The 15,429-nt window shown below is 69.6% G+C and carries 12 protein-coding genes and 5 tRNA genes; 9 read left to right on the plus strand and 8 right to left on the minus strand.

The annotated features are described in order from the left end of the window. Positions 1-110: 110 nt before the first annotated feature. From ACWCQK_RS24830 to ACWCQK_RS24865, 8 genes are all read right to left on the minus strand, one after another. Positions 111-692, minus strand: coding sequence for a GTP-binding protein (locus tag ACWCQK_RS24830; RefSeq protein ID WP_451158381.1), 582 nt, complete (start codon positions 690-692; stop codon positions 111-113). Beyond that, a complete protein-coding gene (locus tag ACWCQK_RS24835; RefSeq protein WP_451158383.1) occupies positions 673-1,257 on the minus strand; it encodes a DUF742 domain-containing protein in 585 nt (194 codons plus the stop codon). The genes ACWCQK_RS24830 and ACWCQK_RS24835 overlap by 20 nt, the downstream gene beginning before the upstream one ends. Before the next feature lie 97 nt (positions 1,258-1,354). After that, entirely contained in the window at positions 1,355-1,768 is a 414-nt protein-coding gene (locus tag ACWCQK_RS24840; RefSeq protein ID WP_005479603.1) for a roadblock/LC7 domain-containing protein, read from the minus strand. A gap of 10 nt (positions 1,769-1,778) precedes the next feature. Then, positions 1,779-5,021, minus strand: coding sequence for a nitrate- and nitrite sensing domain-containing protein (locus tag ACWCQK_RS24845; RefSeq protein WP_451158385.1), 3,243 nt, complete (start codon positions 5,019-5,021; stop codon positions 1,779-1,781). 379 nt (positions 5,022-5,400) lie between these two features. Next, the gene (locus ACWCQK_RS24850) at positions 5,401-5,976 is read right to left on the minus strand and encodes a GTP-binding protein (protein WP_030793795.1); all 576 of its coding nucleotides are present in this window, start codon (positions 5,974-5,976) and stop codon (positions 5,401-5,403) included. Next, positions 5,957-6,352, minus strand: a complete 396-nt coding sequence (locus ACWCQK_RS24855; protein ID WP_385780469.1) for a DUF742 domain-containing protein — start codon at positions 6,350-6,352, stop codon at positions 5,957-5,959. The genes ACWCQK_RS24850 and ACWCQK_RS24855 overlap by 20 nt, the downstream gene beginning before the upstream one ends. 112 nt (positions 6,353-6,464) lie before the next feature. Next, positions 6,465-6,878, minus strand: coding sequence for a roadblock/LC7 domain-containing protein (locus tag ACWCQK_RS24860; RefSeq protein ID WP_020128762.1), 414 nt, complete (start codon positions 6,876-6,878; stop codon positions 6,465-6,467). Between the two features lie 9 nt (positions 6,879-6,887). Continuing rightward, positions 6,888-10,703: a nitrate- and nitrite sensing domain-containing protein gene (locus ACWCQK_RS24865; RefSeq protein ID WP_451158388.1), complete on the minus strand. Its 3,816-nt coding sequence runs from the start codon at positions 10,701-10,703 to the stop codon at positions 6,888-6,890. A gap of 602 nt (positions 10,704-11,305) precedes the next feature. On the opposite strand from ACWCQK_RS24865, the gene ACWCQK_RS24870 reads away from it, so the two are divergent. The 9 genes from ACWCQK_RS24870 (at position 11,306) to ACWCQK_RS24910 (ending at position 15,395) form a co-directional block, all read left to right on the plus strand. Beyond that, complete coding sequence (locus ACWCQK_RS24870) at positions 11,306-11,494, plus strand: hypothetical protein (RefSeq protein ID WP_451158390.1); 189 nt, start codon at positions 11,306-11,308, stop codon at positions 11,492-11,494. Between the two features lie 200 nt (positions 11,495-11,694). Further along, positions 11,695-12,480: a fumarylacetoacetate hydrolase family protein gene (locus tag ACWCQK_RS24875; protein WP_451158392.1), complete on the plus strand. Its 786-nt coding sequence runs from the start codon at positions 11,695-11,697 to the stop codon at positions 12,478-12,480. Continuing rightward, positions 12,473-13,957 carry a glutamate--tRNA ligase gene (gene gltX / locus ACWCQK_RS24880; protein WP_451158393.1) on the plus strand — a complete coding sequence of 495 codons (1,485 nt, stop codon included), beginning with the start codon at positions 12,473-12,475 and terminating at the stop codon, positions 13,955-13,957. Before ACWCQK_RS24875 ends, gltX begins: the two co-directional genes overlap by 8 nt. Positions 13,958-14,112: 155 nt before the next feature. Then, positions 14,113-14,844, plus strand: a complete 732-nt coding sequence (locus ACWCQK_RS24885; RefSeq protein WP_451158394.1) for an HAD family hydrolase — start codon at positions 14,113-14,115, stop codon at positions 14,842-14,844. Positions 14,845-14,935: 91 nt separating this feature from the next. After that, a tRNA-Gln gene (locus ACWCQK_RS24890) sits at positions 14,936-15,007 on the plus strand. Positions 15,008-15,028: 21 nt separating this feature from the next. Continuing rightward, a tRNA-Glu gene (locus ACWCQK_RS24895) sits at positions 15,029-15,101 on the plus strand. 28 nt (positions 15,102-15,129) lie between these two features. After that, positions 15,130-15,202, plus strand: a tRNA-Glu gene (locus tag ACWCQK_RS24900). A gap of 20 nt (positions 15,203-15,222) precedes the next feature. Further along, positions 15,223-15,294 (plus strand) — tRNA-Gln (locus ACWCQK_RS24905). Positions 15,295-15,322: 28 nt separating this feature from the next. Continuing rightward, a tRNA-Glu gene (locus ACWCQK_RS24910) sits at positions 15,323-15,395 on the plus strand. The last annotated feature ends 34 nt before the right edge of the window (positions 15,396-15,429 follow it).

The following is a 15,429-nucleotide window of genomic DNA, read 5'->3' on the forward strand; positions in this document are numbered from 1 at the left end:
GGGACGGCCCGACGGACGGCCCCGGAGCCGGACGGCCTGCCGGTGGGCAGAAAAACGGGCGGCCCCTCCCGAGCCGGGAGGGGCCGCCCATCTGTCGTCCGTGGGCCGGATCAGCGCAGGCGCGCCATCAGCGCGTGCTCCACCAGGGTGATCAGCCCCGACTTGGCGTCCGCGCGGTGGCGGGCGTCCGTGGTGATGATCGGGGTGTCCGGGCCGATCTGGAGCGCCTCGCGCACCTCGTCCGGCTGGTAGGGCTGGTTGCCGTCGAAGCCGTTGAGGGCGATGACGAACGGCAGGCCGCTGTTCTCGAAGTAGTCGACCGCCGGGAAGCAGTCCGCGAGACGACGGGTGTCCACCAGCACGATCGCGCCGATCGCGCCGCGCACGAGGTCGTCCCACATGAACCAGAAGCGGTCCTGGCCGGGTGTACCGAAGAGGTACAGGATCAGGTCCTGGTCCAGGGTGATACGTCCGAAGTCCATGGCGACCGTCGTGGTCGTCTTGTCCCCGGTGTGGGTGAGGTCGTCGATGCCTGCCGAAGCAGACGTCATGACGGCCTCCGTGCGCAGCGGGTTGATCTCCGAGACGGCGCCGACGAACGTGGTCTTACCCACGCCGAAGCCGCCCGCCACCACGATCTTCGCGGAGGTGGTGGAGCGGGAAGGACCGCCGCTAGAGCTTGCGAAGTCCACTGAGCACCCTTTCGAGCAGTGTCACGTCTGGCTGGCCGCCGGCGTTCTCGTCGCCGCCGGGCTGATGAATGGCGACCAGTCCCGCCTCCGCCAAGTCGGCGACGAGGATCCTGGCCACGCCGAGGGGGATCGTGAGGAGGGCCGAGACCTCGGCCACCGACTTGATCTCTCGGCACAGGTTGCAGATCCGCTGATGCTCGGGCAGCTGGCCCTGCATCTGATGCGGAGATGCGGTGGTGTGCACCAGTGCCTCGATGGCGAGCTGGTACCGCGGCCTGGTGCGACCGCCCGTCATGGCGTACGGACGCACCAGTGGGTTGTTCGACGCCCCGGCGGGCGCGGGCTCGGGGGTACGGCGCTGCGGCTGCACCGGCTGGATGCGCGGAGCGTGCGGCTGGTCGTACGGCGACGGTCCGGGACCCTGTGGCCCCTGCGGCGCGTACGGCTGCTGACGCCGCTGGCTCGGCGAGGAGGGGAAGTTGTACGGGTTCGGGGAACCGTCGCCCTGGCCCTGGGCAGGACCGTACGACCAGTTGCCCGACGAACCGCCTGGGGGTGTTGCCACTTTCTCTCCTCCTCCGACTGTGCACTGGCACCCATCACTGTGGAGCCGCGTCCCGAAACCTTACGGCCCCGGGACGCCAATACGCACCGTCCGTCTGTTAGTTGAGAAGGCTTCCTTGGAGCTCCGCACGAAGGTCGGGAGTCAAAACCGTACCCGCGCGGTCCACCAGGAGGGCCATCTCGTACCCAATGAGGCCGATGTCCGCCTCTGGGTGGGCGAGCACGGCGAGTGACGAACCATCGGAAACGGACATGATGAACAGGAATCCCCGCTCCATCTCCACAACCGTCTGGTTCACGCTGCCGCCCTCGAAGATGCGCGAGGCGCCGGCAGTCAACGAGGTCAGACCCGACGCGACGGCCGCGAGCTGATCGGCGCGGTCACGCGGGAACCCTTCGGACATCGCCAGAAGGAGTCCGTCGGCGGAGACCACCACGGTGTGGGACACCCCCGGGGTGTTGTCCACGAAGTTGGTGATCAACCAGTTCAGGTTCTGTGCCGCCTGGCTCATCGGGCTCACACTAACGCTCCTGGTTGTAGGTGCTGTCAGGACCGAAGCCCTGGCCGTTCGTTTCACTGCCTGCGCTGCGTCCGCGCTGGACGCCTCGACGCAGGTTGCTCAGCCGGCCCCGGACGTCCTCCGGGGCGCGGGAGACCTGGGGGCCTCCCTGAGGGGTGGTCTCGGCGGCTCCCTCGACCAGATTGGCCTTGGGTACCCGCCGCGGCAGACCGGAGGAGGTGACCCCGCCCGCCTTGGGCTTGCGCAGCTGCGAGGCCTGCTGCCAGCGGTCGTCGTTCGCCGAACGCCAGTCGGTGCCGTTGCCCTCCGCGGCGGAAGCCTGCGGCTTCTGCTGCGCGCGTCCCACGCCGTTCGACCCGTTCGCGCCACTCGGGGTGGCACCTCGGCGGGGCAGCCCCGCGTCGGTCATCGAGCGAGGGGCGGAGGTGGTCGGTCCCGGACGGTCGAAGCCTACGTGGTCCCGCTCGTTCACGTCAGCGGCCTGCGACGATTCCGCTTCTGGAGCGTACTGGTCCGGGTAGCCGTTCTGGTAACCGGACTGCTGCGGCCAGTCGTCCTGGTAGGACTGCTCTTCGAAGCCCGAGAACGTCTCCGGCGCGGGGGGCTGGGCCGCCGCCGGCGTCTCCTGGGCCGCCTCCGTATAGGAGGGGTCCGGGTAGCCGCCGTTCGCCGCGAAACCGTTGTTCTGCGACGCGGCGCCGTTGCCGAAGTACTGGTCGTCGTACGTCGGCTGCCGGCGGCCCTCGTAGGCGCTCGGCTGGTCGTAACCGGCGGGCTGCTCCTGGTAGCCGGTCGGGTCGCCGTCGTAGGAGCCCTGACCGCTCTCGTAGGCCGCGTGCCGGGCGTCGAACTCGTCGCCGTAGGCGGCGGACGGGTCGGCGCTCTGCGTGCCGTCCTCGGGCTGTGCCTGGGTCTCCAGGGCGGCCCGGCGCTCCTCGCGCATCAGGGAGCGGCCGACGGGGTCCAGGTCGCGGATGTCGTCCGGGACCTCGTAGCGGCTGTCGTCGAATCCGAGCTCGGCCGCCGTGCGCAGCGGCTGCTGGTTGAAGTTCTCCGCCTGGTAGCCGAGTTGCGGCTGCTGCTGCTCAGGGATGATCTGCGAGACCGTGAACTCGTCGCGTTCCAGCTGCTGTTCGCCACCGCCACCGTGGGTGATCGCGTCGGGCAGCATGACCAGGGAAGTGGTACCGGCCTGCTCGCCCGAGGGGCGCAGCTGGACGCGGATACCGTGCCGGTCGGACAGCCGGCCGACCACGAACAGACCCATGCGCTGGGAGATCGCGGCGTCCACGGTCGGCGGGTTGGCCAGCTTGTGGTTGATGTCCGCGAAGTCCTCGGCGGTGAGGCCGATGCCCTTGTCGTGGATCTCGATCATGACGCGGCCGTCGGGGAGACGGGTCGCGGTGACCCGGACCTTGGTCTGCGGAGAGGAGAACGTGGTGGCGTTCTCCAGGAGCTCGGCGAGCAGGTGCACGAGGTCGGTCACGGCGCGGCCGTGGATCTCGGCCTCCGGGACGCCGGAGAGCTCGATGCGCTCGTACTGCTCCACCTCGGAGGAGGCGGCGCGCAGCACGTCGACCAGCGGGACCGGCTGGTCCCAGCGACGGCCGGGCTCCTCGCCGGCGAGGACCAGGAGGTTCTCGCCGTTGCGGCGCATACGGGTCGCGAGGTGGTCCAGGCGGAAGAGGCTCTCCAGCTGGTCCGGATCGGCCTCGTTGTTCTCCAGTTCGGTGATCAGGGACAGCTGGCCCTCGATCAGCGACTGGTTGCGGCGCGACAGGTTGGTGAAGATCGCGTTGATGTTGCCTCGCAGGAGCGCCTGCTCGGCGGCGAGCCGGACGGCCTCGCGGTGGACCTGGTCGAAGGCGCGGGCGACCTCGCCGATCTCGTCGGTGGTGGTGATCGGGATCGGGGCGACACGGGTGTCGACCCGGCCGGGGTCGGTGCGCGAGAGCTGGTCGACCAGCATCGGCAGGCGCTGCTCGGCGATGCCGAAGGCGGCGTTGCGCAGCTGGCGCATCGAGCGGCTCATCTGGCGGGCCACCATGCCGGCCAGGATGAACGCGGCGAGCAGGGCGACCACGACGGCGGCACCGGTGATGAACGCGGACGTCTTGGCGTCGTCGGCGATGGCCGACGCCTCGCTCACGGCCCTGTCGGCCATGTCCGTCTCGATCTTGCGGTACGCGTCGTACTTGAGAGTGTTGACCGCCCACCAGTTCTGCGCGGTGATGCCGCCCTGGGCCAGCACGGCGCGCGCGGCGGGATCCGTGGTCTGGAGCGTCGACAGGGCCGCGACCATGTCGGTCGGGTCGGCCGGCGGCGGCACGTAGTCCGGGTTCGCGGCCGCGGCCTCCTGGGCCAGCGCCGCGCCCTGGGTCTTGATCTTCGTCTTCGCCGCGTCGAGCGTGGCGGCGTCCTCCTCGGTGCCTCCTCCGAGGTACTCCTCGACGGCGATGCCCTCGAGGTAGGCGTACGAGGAGAGGGCGACGCGCTGCTTGGCGAAGCTCTCGACCTTGGGGCCGGGCTTGATCAGCAGGTGCATGCCGATCGAGCGCTCCAGCGACAGGGCCGCCTTGGTCAGCGAGATCGCGTAGACGGCACGGCCGTAGCTGGTGATGTTTCCGGTGCCCAGACCGAGCTCGTTGGCGAACTCCATCAGCGGGTGGGCGACCTTGGTGTAGCCCTCCTCCGTCTGCACGGCGGGGAGCTTGGAGGTGAACCCGGCGGCCCTGATCGCCTGGAGCTTGGGCTCCTCCTCACGGAAGAGCTTCAGACGGCGCTGGAGGCCGACCTTGTCCGGCATGCGCAGCGCGGCCTCGTCGAACACGTCGGCGGCCTGGTCCGTCGCCTTGCGGACGGCGGTGACGGTCTTGTCGTCCTGGCCCTTGCCTTCGAGCAGGGGCTCGACCGAGGCGTCACGCTCGTTGTAGAGGGCGTCCGCGTAGGCCAGGGAGGCCCGCACCAGACGCGCGGTGTTCTCCGCGTCCTGGGCTTCCTGCCAGGTGTTGATCGAACTCCGCACCTGGAAGCCGCCCATGACGAGGCCGACCACCACGGGTATGAGCAGAATGGCGTTCAGCCGGGTCGGCACCCGCCAGTTGCGCGGAGAGAGACGGCCGCCGCTCGCTGGGGGCGTCGCCGTCGGCTCCGGGCCTTGTACAGGGGCGGTCGCCGCTCCGCGCGGCGGCGGGGTGAAGTTGCCCCGCGCCGCCGGCTCGGGACTGTTCTTGCTTCGCCTCACTCGACCAACAACCTCTCGGCGGTCGGCACCTTCGTCGTGCCGCAGTGTCTCAGAGCCCAGTACGTCATCGACTAGTGAGTACGTCTTTGACTATTGGGCAGTTCAGGCATTCCAGCACGGCGACCAGTGCTCTTCCAAACAGTCGGAAGCGCCGGTTCCGAGCGATGTAAGTCCCAGATAAAACGGTCATAAAGCAGCGAGCCCCGTCAAAAGACGGGGCCTTCGTGCGCGCAGTGAGACCGGGCGACCGCGACGCGTTGCGATACCACCCGATTCCTCTGCCGAAACGTTATGAACCACGGAGCCGACCGTGTCAAAGGACACAGTCGGCTCCGTCGGCGCCTACGACAACTTCCGTACGGCACCACCGACTTGAGAACTACCTCAGCCGGGCCATGAGCGCGTGCTCCACCAGCGTGATCAGCGCCGACTTGGCGTCCGAGCGGTGGCGGGCGTCCGTGGTGATGATCGGGGTGTCCGGGCCGATCTGGAGAGCCTCGCGGACCTCCTCCGGCTGGTACGGCTGCTGACCGTCGAAGCCGTTGAGGGCCACGACGAACGGCAGGCCGCTGTTCTCGAAGTAGTCGACCGCGGGGAAGCAGTCGGCCAGACGGCGGGTGTCCACCAGGACCACCGCGCCGATCGCACCACGCACCAGGTCGTCCCACATGAACCAGAAGCGGTCCTGGCCCGGCGTGCCGAACAGGTACAGGATCAGGTCCTGGTCGAGCGTGATACGTCCGAAGTCCATGGCCACCGTGGTGGTGGTCTTGTCCCCGGTGTGGGTGAGGTCGTCGATGCCCGCGGACGCGGACGTCATGACGGCCTCGGTACGCAGGGGGTTGATCTCGGAGACGGCGCCCACGAACGTGGTCTTGCCGACGCCGAAGCCGCCGGCCACCACGATCTTGGCGGAAGTGGTCGCCCGTCCTCCGTCAGAGCTTGCGAAGTCCACTGAGCACCCTTTCGAGCAGTGTCACGTCCGGTGCGCCGGTGGACTCGTCGCCGCCCGGCTGGTGAATGGCGACCAGACCGGCCTCCGCGAGGTCCGCGACGAGGATCCGCGCCACGCCCAGGGGCATGGCGAGCAGTGCCGAGACCTCGGCGACCGACTTCACCTCACGGCACAGGTGGCAGATGCGCTGGTGCTCCGGGAGCAACCCCATGAGCGCTGCCGGGTCGGCCGTGGTGCTGATCAGCGCCTCGATGGCGAGCTGGTAACGCGGCCGGGTCCGGCCGCCGGTCATCGCGTAGGGACGAACCAGCGGCTGGTCGCCTTCATCCCCGTACGGCTCCGCGTACGGATCATGAGAGGCGTTGGGCGGGGTCATGAATCCTCCGGGCGGGACAGCAGATCGGTCAGTCGTGCCGTCTGACGGGGGCCGGTGGGGGGATTGTGGCGGCCGGACGGTGATTTGGTGAGACGGGTGGATCCGGGGCCGGTCAGTGGAGCAGACTTCCCTGGAGTTCGGCGCGCAGGTCGGGCGTGAGGACCGCGCCCGCGCGGTCTACCAGGAGTGTCATCTCGTAGCCGACGAGACCGATGTCGCACTCGGGGTGCGCGAGCACGGCCAAGGACGAGCCGTCGGAGACGGACATGAGGAAAAGGAACCCGCGCTCCATCTCCACGACCGTCTGCGCCACGCTGCCGCCCTCGAAGATCCGGGAGGCCCCGGCAGTCAGCGAGGTGAGCCCGGACGCGACGGCCGCGAGCTGGTCGGCGCGGTCGCGCGGGAAACCTTCGGACATTGCCAGCAGAAGGCCGTCGGCGGAGACCACCACTGTGTGGGACACCCCGGGGGTGTTGTCCACGAAGTTGGTGATCAACCAGTTCAGGTTCTGTGCCGCCTGGCTCATCGGACTCAACTAACGCTCCTGCTGGTGAGTGGGGCTCGGGAAGCTTCCGGTCTGGCCGTTGCCGGCCTGGCGACCCTGCGCGATACCCCGACGGAGATTGGTCAGCCGGCCGCGAACGTCGTCAGGCGCACGCGAGACCTGCGGACCGGTTTGGTGCTGTTGCTGCTGAGCCGTGCCCGGAACGAGGTTCGCCCGGGGTACCCGGCGCGGCAGGCCTGAGGTGGTGACGCCGCCTGCCGCGGGCTGACGCACCCGTTCGGCCTGGCGGACGATGTCGTCGTTCGGCGACGTGCGCCAGGAGTCGGACGCCGGACGCTGGGGAGCCGGCGCCTGCTGCTGCGCAGCCGGAGCCTGCTGCGGAGGAACCGGAGCCGAGCCGTTGGGCTGCGGCTGACCCTGCTGCTGTGCCTGCTGGGCCTGCTGTGCCGCCTGCTGACCGTGGAACCAGTTGGTCTCCAGCGTGTCGAACAGCGGGGTACGACCGTCACCGGGGCCCGTGGCCGGCGGCAGCGCCTCCGGCTCGGGGCGGACGGCCCGCTGCTGCGGGGCGGCCTGGCGCTGAGCCCCGTAGTCGGGGCCGCCGGTCTGCGGCCGCTCGAACTGACCGGTGTGCTGCGCGGCCGTGGGGGCCGGCCGGCTGCCCGGCAGGATGTGCTGGCCAGTGGAGCTGTTGTCGTAGCCCTGCGGAGCCGCGAACTGGCCCGTGGAGCTGTTGTCGTAGGCCTGCGGAGCCGCGAACTGCCCGGTGTTGGCCGGGTTGTTCTGTCCGGCCGACGAGCCGTAGACGTCCGGGCGGACGAACGAACCCGTGTTGTGCTGGCCGTTGGGGCTCTGCTGACCGTTCGGGTTGTACTGGCCGTTCTGGCTGTACTGGTTGTACTGGCCGTTCGGGTTGTGCGGGGCGCTCGTGCCGGGGCGGGCGAACTGGCCGGTGTTGTGGCCGTTGTTCGTGCCGGGGCGCGGGGCGTTGAAGTCCGGGCGGGCGAACTCGGAGGTGCTTGCCGGTCCCTGACGGTCGTCGACGCGGGGCATCGGGGCCGTCTGGGAGACGTCCGGCTCCTCGTGTCCGCGCGGGGCGTCCAGCGGAGTGCGGGGCACCGGCGGCTGCGCGTTCTCGTCGCTCCAGCTGGGCGTGCGCTGCTGCGAGTCGGTGCTCGGCAGCTCGGCGCGCGCTCCGCCGCGTCCGGGCAGCTGCGGCCGGCGCGCGCGGCGGCCCTGCGGCTCGGCGTCACCGTTCGCGCGCTGCGTCGGTACGGAACCACGGTTGCCGTTGCCGCCGAGGGTGTCCTGGCGCTGACCGTCCCCGAAGCCCTGCGGCGCACCCGCGCCGCTGGCCTGCGCGCCCTGCTGGGCGTTCGGCGCCTGACCGAAGAGACCGGCACCCGTACCCGCGGGAGCCGACCGGCCCTGCTGGGGCACGCCCGGACCCTGCGGTCCGCGCGCTGCGCCCGGCGCACCGGGACGGCCGCCCGCACCCGTGCCCGGAAGCGCGGCCCGCGGACCCTGTCCGGCAGCGATACCGCCACCGGCCGGGGCACCGCCGCCGAGGGCGCCACCGGGCGCACCCGGGGCACCGCCGCCGAGGGCACCGCCCTGGCGCCGGGCGGCGGCCATGCCCGCGGCCGCCTGCGCGGCGGCCGGACCGCCCACGCCGGCGTTCTGGCCGGGCTTGGGCTGGGGCTTCTTGCCACCCTGGGCGACGTCCACCGGCAGCATGACCAGGGCGGTCGTACCACCGGAGTCGGACGGACGCAGCTGGATGCGGATGCCGTGACGCTGTGACAGCCGGCCGACCACGAAGAGGCCCATGCGGCGGGAGACGGAGACGTCCACGGTGGGCGGCGAGGCGAGCCGCTCGTTGATCGCGGCGAGGTCCTCGGGAGAGAGACCGATGCCGGTGTCGTGGATCTCGATCAGCACCCGGCCGTCGGGCAGCGCGTGACCGGTGACCTTGACCTTGGTCTGCGGGGAGGAGAACGAGGTGGCGTTCTCCAGCAGCTCGGCGAGCAGGTGGACGAGGTCGTTGACGACCCGGCCGGCGACCTCGGTCGTCGGCACCGAGGCCAGTTCGATGCGCTCGTACTGCTCCACCTCGGACGCGGCGGCGCGGAGCACGTCGACCAGCGGGACCGGACGGGTCCAGCGGCGGCCGGGCTCTTCACCCGCGAGGACGAGGAGGTTCTCACCGTTACGGCGCATGCGGGTCGCGAGGTGGTCGAGCTTGAACAGCGAGGACAGCTGGTCCGGGTCGGCCTCGCGGGACTCCAGTTCGGAGATCAGCGACAGCTGGCGCTGGATAAGACCCTGGGAGCGGCGCGAGAGGTTCGTGAACATCGCGTTGACGTTGCCCCGCAGCAGGGCCTGCTCGGCGGCGAGGCGGACCGCCTCGCGGTGCACGTCGTCGAAGGCCGCGGCCACCTGGCCGATCTCGTCCCGGGAGTGCACACCGACCGACTCCACGGACGTGTCGACGTCCTGCGGGTCGGACTCGGACAGCTGCTTGACCAGCTCGGGCAGCCGGTCCTGGGCGACCTTGGTGGCGGTCTCCTGGAGGCGGCGCAGCGAGCGGATCATGGAGCGTGCCACGACGAAGGCGCCGACCAGCGAGACGCCGAGGACGAGCAGGATCAGCGCACCGGAGATGATCGCTTCCTGCTCGGACTCGCTGCGCAGCTCACGGGCCTTCTGCTCCATGTCCTCGAGCAGCGTGTGCTCGATGGCCTCCATGTTCTTGATCTTGGTCGAGCTGCCGTCGATCCAGTCGAGGTAGGACTGTTTGTCGAGCGACTCCAGACCCTTGGGCTTGCTGAACGCGCGGGTGGCGTAGATGTCGGTCGCCGCGATCGTCGGGTTGCCCTCTTCGATCGGCTGCAGGAGTTCCTCGGCGCCCTCGGTGCCGTAGACGCTGCGGAAGGTGCTCTCTTCGGAGGTCTGGCTCTTCTGCGCCGCGAAGGCGTACAGACGGTCGTTCTCCGAGAGCCTGCCGAACGACTTGTTGCTCGCCGGGAGGGCCGCGGCCAGGACCGCGCGCTGCTCGGAGGCGAACTCCTTGGCTGAGGAGAAGGCGGACAGGGCGCGGGTGCGCTGGATCATCTCCGGGTTGCTGGTCGCCTCGGCCATGTCCTGGGAGAGGTCGAGCAGGTGGGAGACGAGGCGGTGGTAGGCCTCGATGGTCTGCATCGAGTTGTCGTCGACCTCGTAGGCCGAGGCGCGGATCTCGCTGAGCGTGTCGAGGTCCCGCTGGAGGCCGACGAGGCTGTCCCGGACACCCTGGAGGTTGCCCTGCTTGCTGGCTTCGTCGATCCGGTCGGAGGCGTCCCGGAAGTTGCTCATGGCCCGGTCCGTCTTGTCCCGGTAGCCCTTGACCGTGAAGTCGGTCGCCGTGGCGTTGTTGGACAACGGGCCGGCCGACTGGTCGCGCTCGTCCTGCAGCCTGTTCGCAAGTTCGGTGGCTTGCTTGGTCATCTCGGTCAGCAGCTTCATGTTGTCGAGCTGCTGAATGTCGTCCATGGACTGGTTGATGCGGACCGCGCCCAGCGTGGTGGCCGCGACCACCGGCAGTGCCAGCAGTGACACCAGTCGGGTCGAGATGCGCCAGTTGCGCAGCGCGACCCGGGGGCCGGGGCCCGGGAGGGCCTTCGGCTTCACCGCAGACGCCGGGTCGGCCGTTCCGGACGCGCCGGGGCGCCCGGGGCGCTCACCGCCGTCGCCGGACGATGCCTGGCCCGGGATCTGGGCGTGCTGGGGCGAGGAACCGCGGTCGGTCCCGCCATGCGGCTCCGGCTCCGCCGAAGCACTGCCATTCCTCTTGAAACGTCCCTGCACTAGCGTCGCAACCTCTGGACCAGGCGCCCCTCCGCGCGAACGGAAGGACACGGTGTCGGCGTCATAGGAGCGCCCTGAATTACGCCCCCGTTGTGGTCGTGAGTGACCGGCGCTGGTTCCCCCATCTCACCGCCGCGCGGCGCTGTGTCGCGCCCTTGCGCCGGCTCGATCCCTTCGGCGGTCCGTGGAATTCCAGCACAGTGCCGGATCTCCAACAAGGCCCATGGGCCGAGCTGTGACCTCCGTGACACCACGTGAGTGACGCATTACCCGGCGTGGAATGTGTTCCGCCTTATACCGGACAAACCCTTGCGAGACAGTGAGTCGAATCGGGTGTCCCAGTCGCCATGATCAGGAGCGGAATGATGGCTTCAGGGGGTCAATGTCCGTTTCGCTAGGGTGGGTTGGGGGTCTGAATTGACCGGTTTGAGTCTTGGTTGGTGAGCAAACTCACACGGACATCATGGGCTCTTCACGTCTTCGGCGGGAATTTGCATGTTTAGCCTGGCGCTTTACATGGGGCACCGCTCTGACAACCAGCGCCCGCGTGGGGGGCCTTGAGGCCCTCCCGGCGCTCGACACGACAAGGTCTCGTAACAGCCGTGAAGACGACGATGATGTTCCGCACGATAGCCAACCCGCGGCGCACGACGCTGGCGCACCTCGACGACGCCGACGAACTGTGGACCCCGGACCAGCCGGAGCACTCCGTCGCCCTCCCCGCCCAGACCGCCAACCCCCGGCGCACCGTCCTGATGGAGGCCCCCGTCACGGCCTCCGTCGCCGAGTAGTACGCGCGCCGGCCGCCGCCCGTTCGGACGGCCCCGCCGCCGCCCGCTCGGACGGCCCCGTACGGATGCCGAAGGGCGCCCACCGACCGGTGGGCGCCCTTCGCCCGTCTCCCCCGTGTAATGCGCGAGGCGCGGGGCCCCTGCCGCGTTAGCCTGGAGCGTCAGACTCCCGCCAGCTCAGTCAAGGGGCCAAGCATCCCGTGCGCATCGCCAGGTTCTCCATCGACGGGAACGTCGCCTTCGGCGCGGTCGAGGGCGACAAGCAGGACGAGCTCGTCCTGGACATCATCAAGGGCATCCCGTTCACGGACTTCGAGCTCTCCGGCACGAAGGTGCCACTGAGCAAGGTCAGGCTGCTGCCGCCGGTGCTCCCCAGCAAGGTCGTGGCCTTCGGCCGCAACTACGCAGAACACGCGAAGGAGCTGGGCAACGAGGTGCCGGACGCTCCCTTCGCCTTCTTCAAGCCGTCCACCTCGGTGATCGGCTCCGGCGACGAGATCCAGTACCCGCCGTTCTCCGCCGAGGTCCACCACGAGGCCGAGCTGGCCGTGGTGATCGGCCGGCTGTGCCGCGAGGTCCCGCGGGACCGCGTCAAGGACGTGATCTTCGGCTACACCTGCGCCAACGACATCACCGCCCGCGACGTCCAGAAGCGCGAGAAGCAGTGGGCGCGGGCCAAGGGCTTCGACACCTCCTGCCCGCTCGGCCCCTGGGTGGAGACGGACCTGGACCTCGCCGCCGCGTCCGACCTGACCCTCCAGCTCACGGTCAACGGACAGCAGCGCCAGCTGGGCCGCACCAGCGAGATGATCCACTCGATCGAGGATCTGATCGTCAACATCACCGAGGCCATGACGCTGCTCCCCGGCGACGTGATCCTCACCGGCACCCCGGCAGGGGTCGGCCCCCTGCACGTCGGCGACGAGGTCGCCGTCACCATCGAAGGCATCGGCACTCTCACCAACAAGGTTGTCAAGCGTGGCTAGCGCATCCGGCTCCCCCGTCCGCGTCCGTTTCTGTCCCTCGCCCACCGGTAACCCCCATGTGGGCCTGGTCCGCACCGCCCTGTTCAACTGGGCGTTCGCCCGGCATCACCAGGGCACGCTGGTCTTCCGCATCGAGGACACCGACGCGGCCCGCGACTCCGAGGAGTCGTACGGCCAGCTGCTCGACGCGATGCGCTGGCTGGGCTTCGACTGGGACGAGGGCCCCGAGGTCGGCGGCCCGCACGCGCCGTACCGGCAGTCGCAGCGCATGGACATCTACCAGGACGTCGCCCAGAAGCTCCTGGACGCCGGTCACGCGTACCACTGCTACTGCTCCCAGGAGGAGCTGGACACCCGCCGCGACGCCGCCCGCGCCGCCGGCAAGCCGTCCGGCTACGACGGCCACTGCCGCGACCTGAGCGCCGAGCAGGTGGCGGAGTTCCAGGCCCAGGGCCGTACCCCGATCGTCCGGTTCCGCATGCCCGACGAGACGATCACCTTCACGGACCTGGTCCGCGGCGAGCTGACCTTCACGCCGGAGAACGTCCCGGACTACGGCATCGTCCGTGCCAACGGCGCTCCCCTCTACACGCTCGTCAACCCGGTCGACGACGCGCTGATGGAGATCACCCACGTCCTGCGCGGCGAGGACCTGCTCTCCTCCACCCCGCGCCAGGTGGCCCTGTACAAGGCGCTGGCGGAGCTGGGCATCGCCAAGCAGGTCCCGGCCTTCGGCCATCTGCCGTACGTGATGGGCGAGGGCAACAAGAAGCTCTCCAAGCGCGACCCGCAGTCCTCGCTCAACCTCTACCGGGAGCGCGGGTTCCTGCCGGAGGGCCTGCTCAACTACCTCTCCCTGCTCGGCTGGTCGCTCTCGGCCGACCAGGACATCTTCGGTATCGACGAGATGGTCGCGGCCTTCGACATCAAGGACGTGAACCCCAACCCGGCCCGCTTCGACCTCAAGAAGTGCGAGGCGATCAACGCCGACCACATCCGTCTGCTGGAGGTGAAGGACTTCACCGAGCGCTGCCGCCCGTGGCTGAGGGCCCCGTACGCCCCCTGGGCGCCGGAGGACTTCGACGAGGCCAGGTGGCAGGCCGCCGCGCCGCACGCGCAGACCCGCCTGAAGGTGCTGTCCGAGATCACGGACAACGTCGACTTCCTGTTCCTGCCGGAGCCGGTGTCCGACGAGGCGAGCTGGACGAAGGCGATGAAGGAGGGCTCGGACGCGTTGCTCCGCACGGCCCGCGAGCGGCTCGAGTCCGCCGACTGGACCTCCGCCGAGGCGCTGAAGGAGGCCGTCCTCGCCGCCGGTGAGGCCCATGGCCTCAAGCTCGGCAAGGCCCAGGCCCCGGTCCGGGTCGCCGTCACCGGCCGTACGGTCGGCCTGCCGCTCTTCGAGTCCCTGGAGATCCTGGGCAAGGAGAAGACGCTGGCCCGTATCGACGCGGCGCTGGCCAGGCTGGCCGCGTAGCCCGCGCACGCGTGAAGGGGCGGCACCCGGGAGCCCGGGTGCCGCCCCTTCGTCGTGGCACCCGACCGCCGCGATCACCCCGATCACCGCCAATACCGCGATGTTCCGGGGACAACCGCCGGACCGGGGCGCGCTCCGGCGGTACCGTCGTCCTCATGGTGATCAGAGCCGTCGTCTGGGACGTGGACGACACCCTTTTCGACTACACGACCGCGGACCGCGAGGGCATGCGCGCGCATCTGGCCGCCGAGGGCCTGCTCGCGGGCTACGCCACCCCGGAGCTCGCCCTGGCGCGGTGGCGTGAGGTCACCGACCGGCAGTGGGCCCGGTTCTCGGCGGGGGAGACGACCTTCCAGGGGCAGCGCCGGGACCGCGTCCGGGTCTTCCTGGACGCGGAGCTCAGCGACGCCGAGGCCGACCGCTGGTTCGAGCGGTACATCGGGCACTACGAGACCGTCTGGGCCCTCTTCCCGGACGTGCTGCCGGTCCTGGACGTGCTCGCCGCCAGCCACCGGCACGCCGTGCTCTCCAACTCCAGCCTCACCGTGCAGGAGCGCAAGCTGCGCGTGCTCGGCGTGCGCGACCGCTTCGAGAGCGTCCTGTGCGCGGTGGAGCTCGGCGTCTCCAAGCCGGAGGCGGGCGCCTTCCACGCGGCCTGCGAGGCGCTGGAACTCGCCCCCGGGCAGGTGGCGTACGTCGGGGACCATCCGGAGATCGACGGACGGGGCGCCGCCGAGGCCGGCCTGCTGTCGGTGTGGATCGACCGTCACGGCGCGTACACCGGGGACGACGCGCACGGCGGACCGCACCGGATCGGCTCCCTCGCCGAACTCCCGGCGCTCCTCGGCGCGGATACCCGTTTTGGAGCCCCGTCCACCTTCAGGTAATGTTCTTCCTGCGCCGCCGGGGAGCGGGCCGAAAGGCCGGAAACCGGGGGAGCGAACTAGAACAAGATCCCTTCAGGGGATTGCGTTCCAGTGGCCTATGGTGTAATTGGCAGCACGACTGATTCTGGTTCAGTTAGTCTTGGTTCGAGTCCAGGTAGGCCAGCTCGCAGAGCTCATCTGCAAAGCCCCCGTTGTGTAGCGGCCTAGCACGCTGCCCTCTCACGGCAGTAGCGCCGGTTCGAATCCGGTCGGGGGTACTGATCCTGATCTGTCGGGATCGCTAGGGCCCCCGTTGTGTAGCGGCCTAGCACGCCGCCCTCTCAAGGCGGTAGCGCCGGTTCGAATCCGGTCGGGGGTACGAACTGGTCTAAACCACATTGGTCTATGGTGTAATTGGCAGCACGGCTGATTCTGGTTCAGTTAGTCTTGGTTCGAGTCCAGGTAGACCAGCTGGGATCTGCGGAAACGTTAGATCCATGCCCCCGTTGTGTAGCGGCCTAGCACGCTGCCCTCTCACGGCAGTAGCGCCGGTTCGAATCCGGTCGGGGGTACGAGTTCACGAGTCCGATGGGCCTCCACCACGGT

It is taken from the genome of Streptomyces sp. NPDC002306, assembly GCF_053593435.1.

Coding starts and splice junctions, on each gene's coding strand:
- ACWCQK_RS24885 (WP_451158394.1), top strand. CDS start 14,113: ATGGTGATCAGAGCCGTCGTCTGGGACGTGGACGACACCCTTTTCGAC.
- ACWCQK_RS24855 (WP_385780469.1), bottom strand. CDS start 6,352: ATGACCCCGCCCAACGCCTCTCATGATCCGTACGCGGAGCCGTACGGG.
- ACWCQK_RS24860 (WP_020128762.1), bottom strand. CDS start 6,878: ATGAGCCAGGCGGCACAGAACCTGAACTGGTTGATCACCAACTTCGTG.
- ACWCQK_RS24840 (WP_005479603.1), bottom strand. CDS start 1,768: ATGAGCCAGGCGGCACAGAACCTGAACTGGTTGATCACCAACTTCGTG.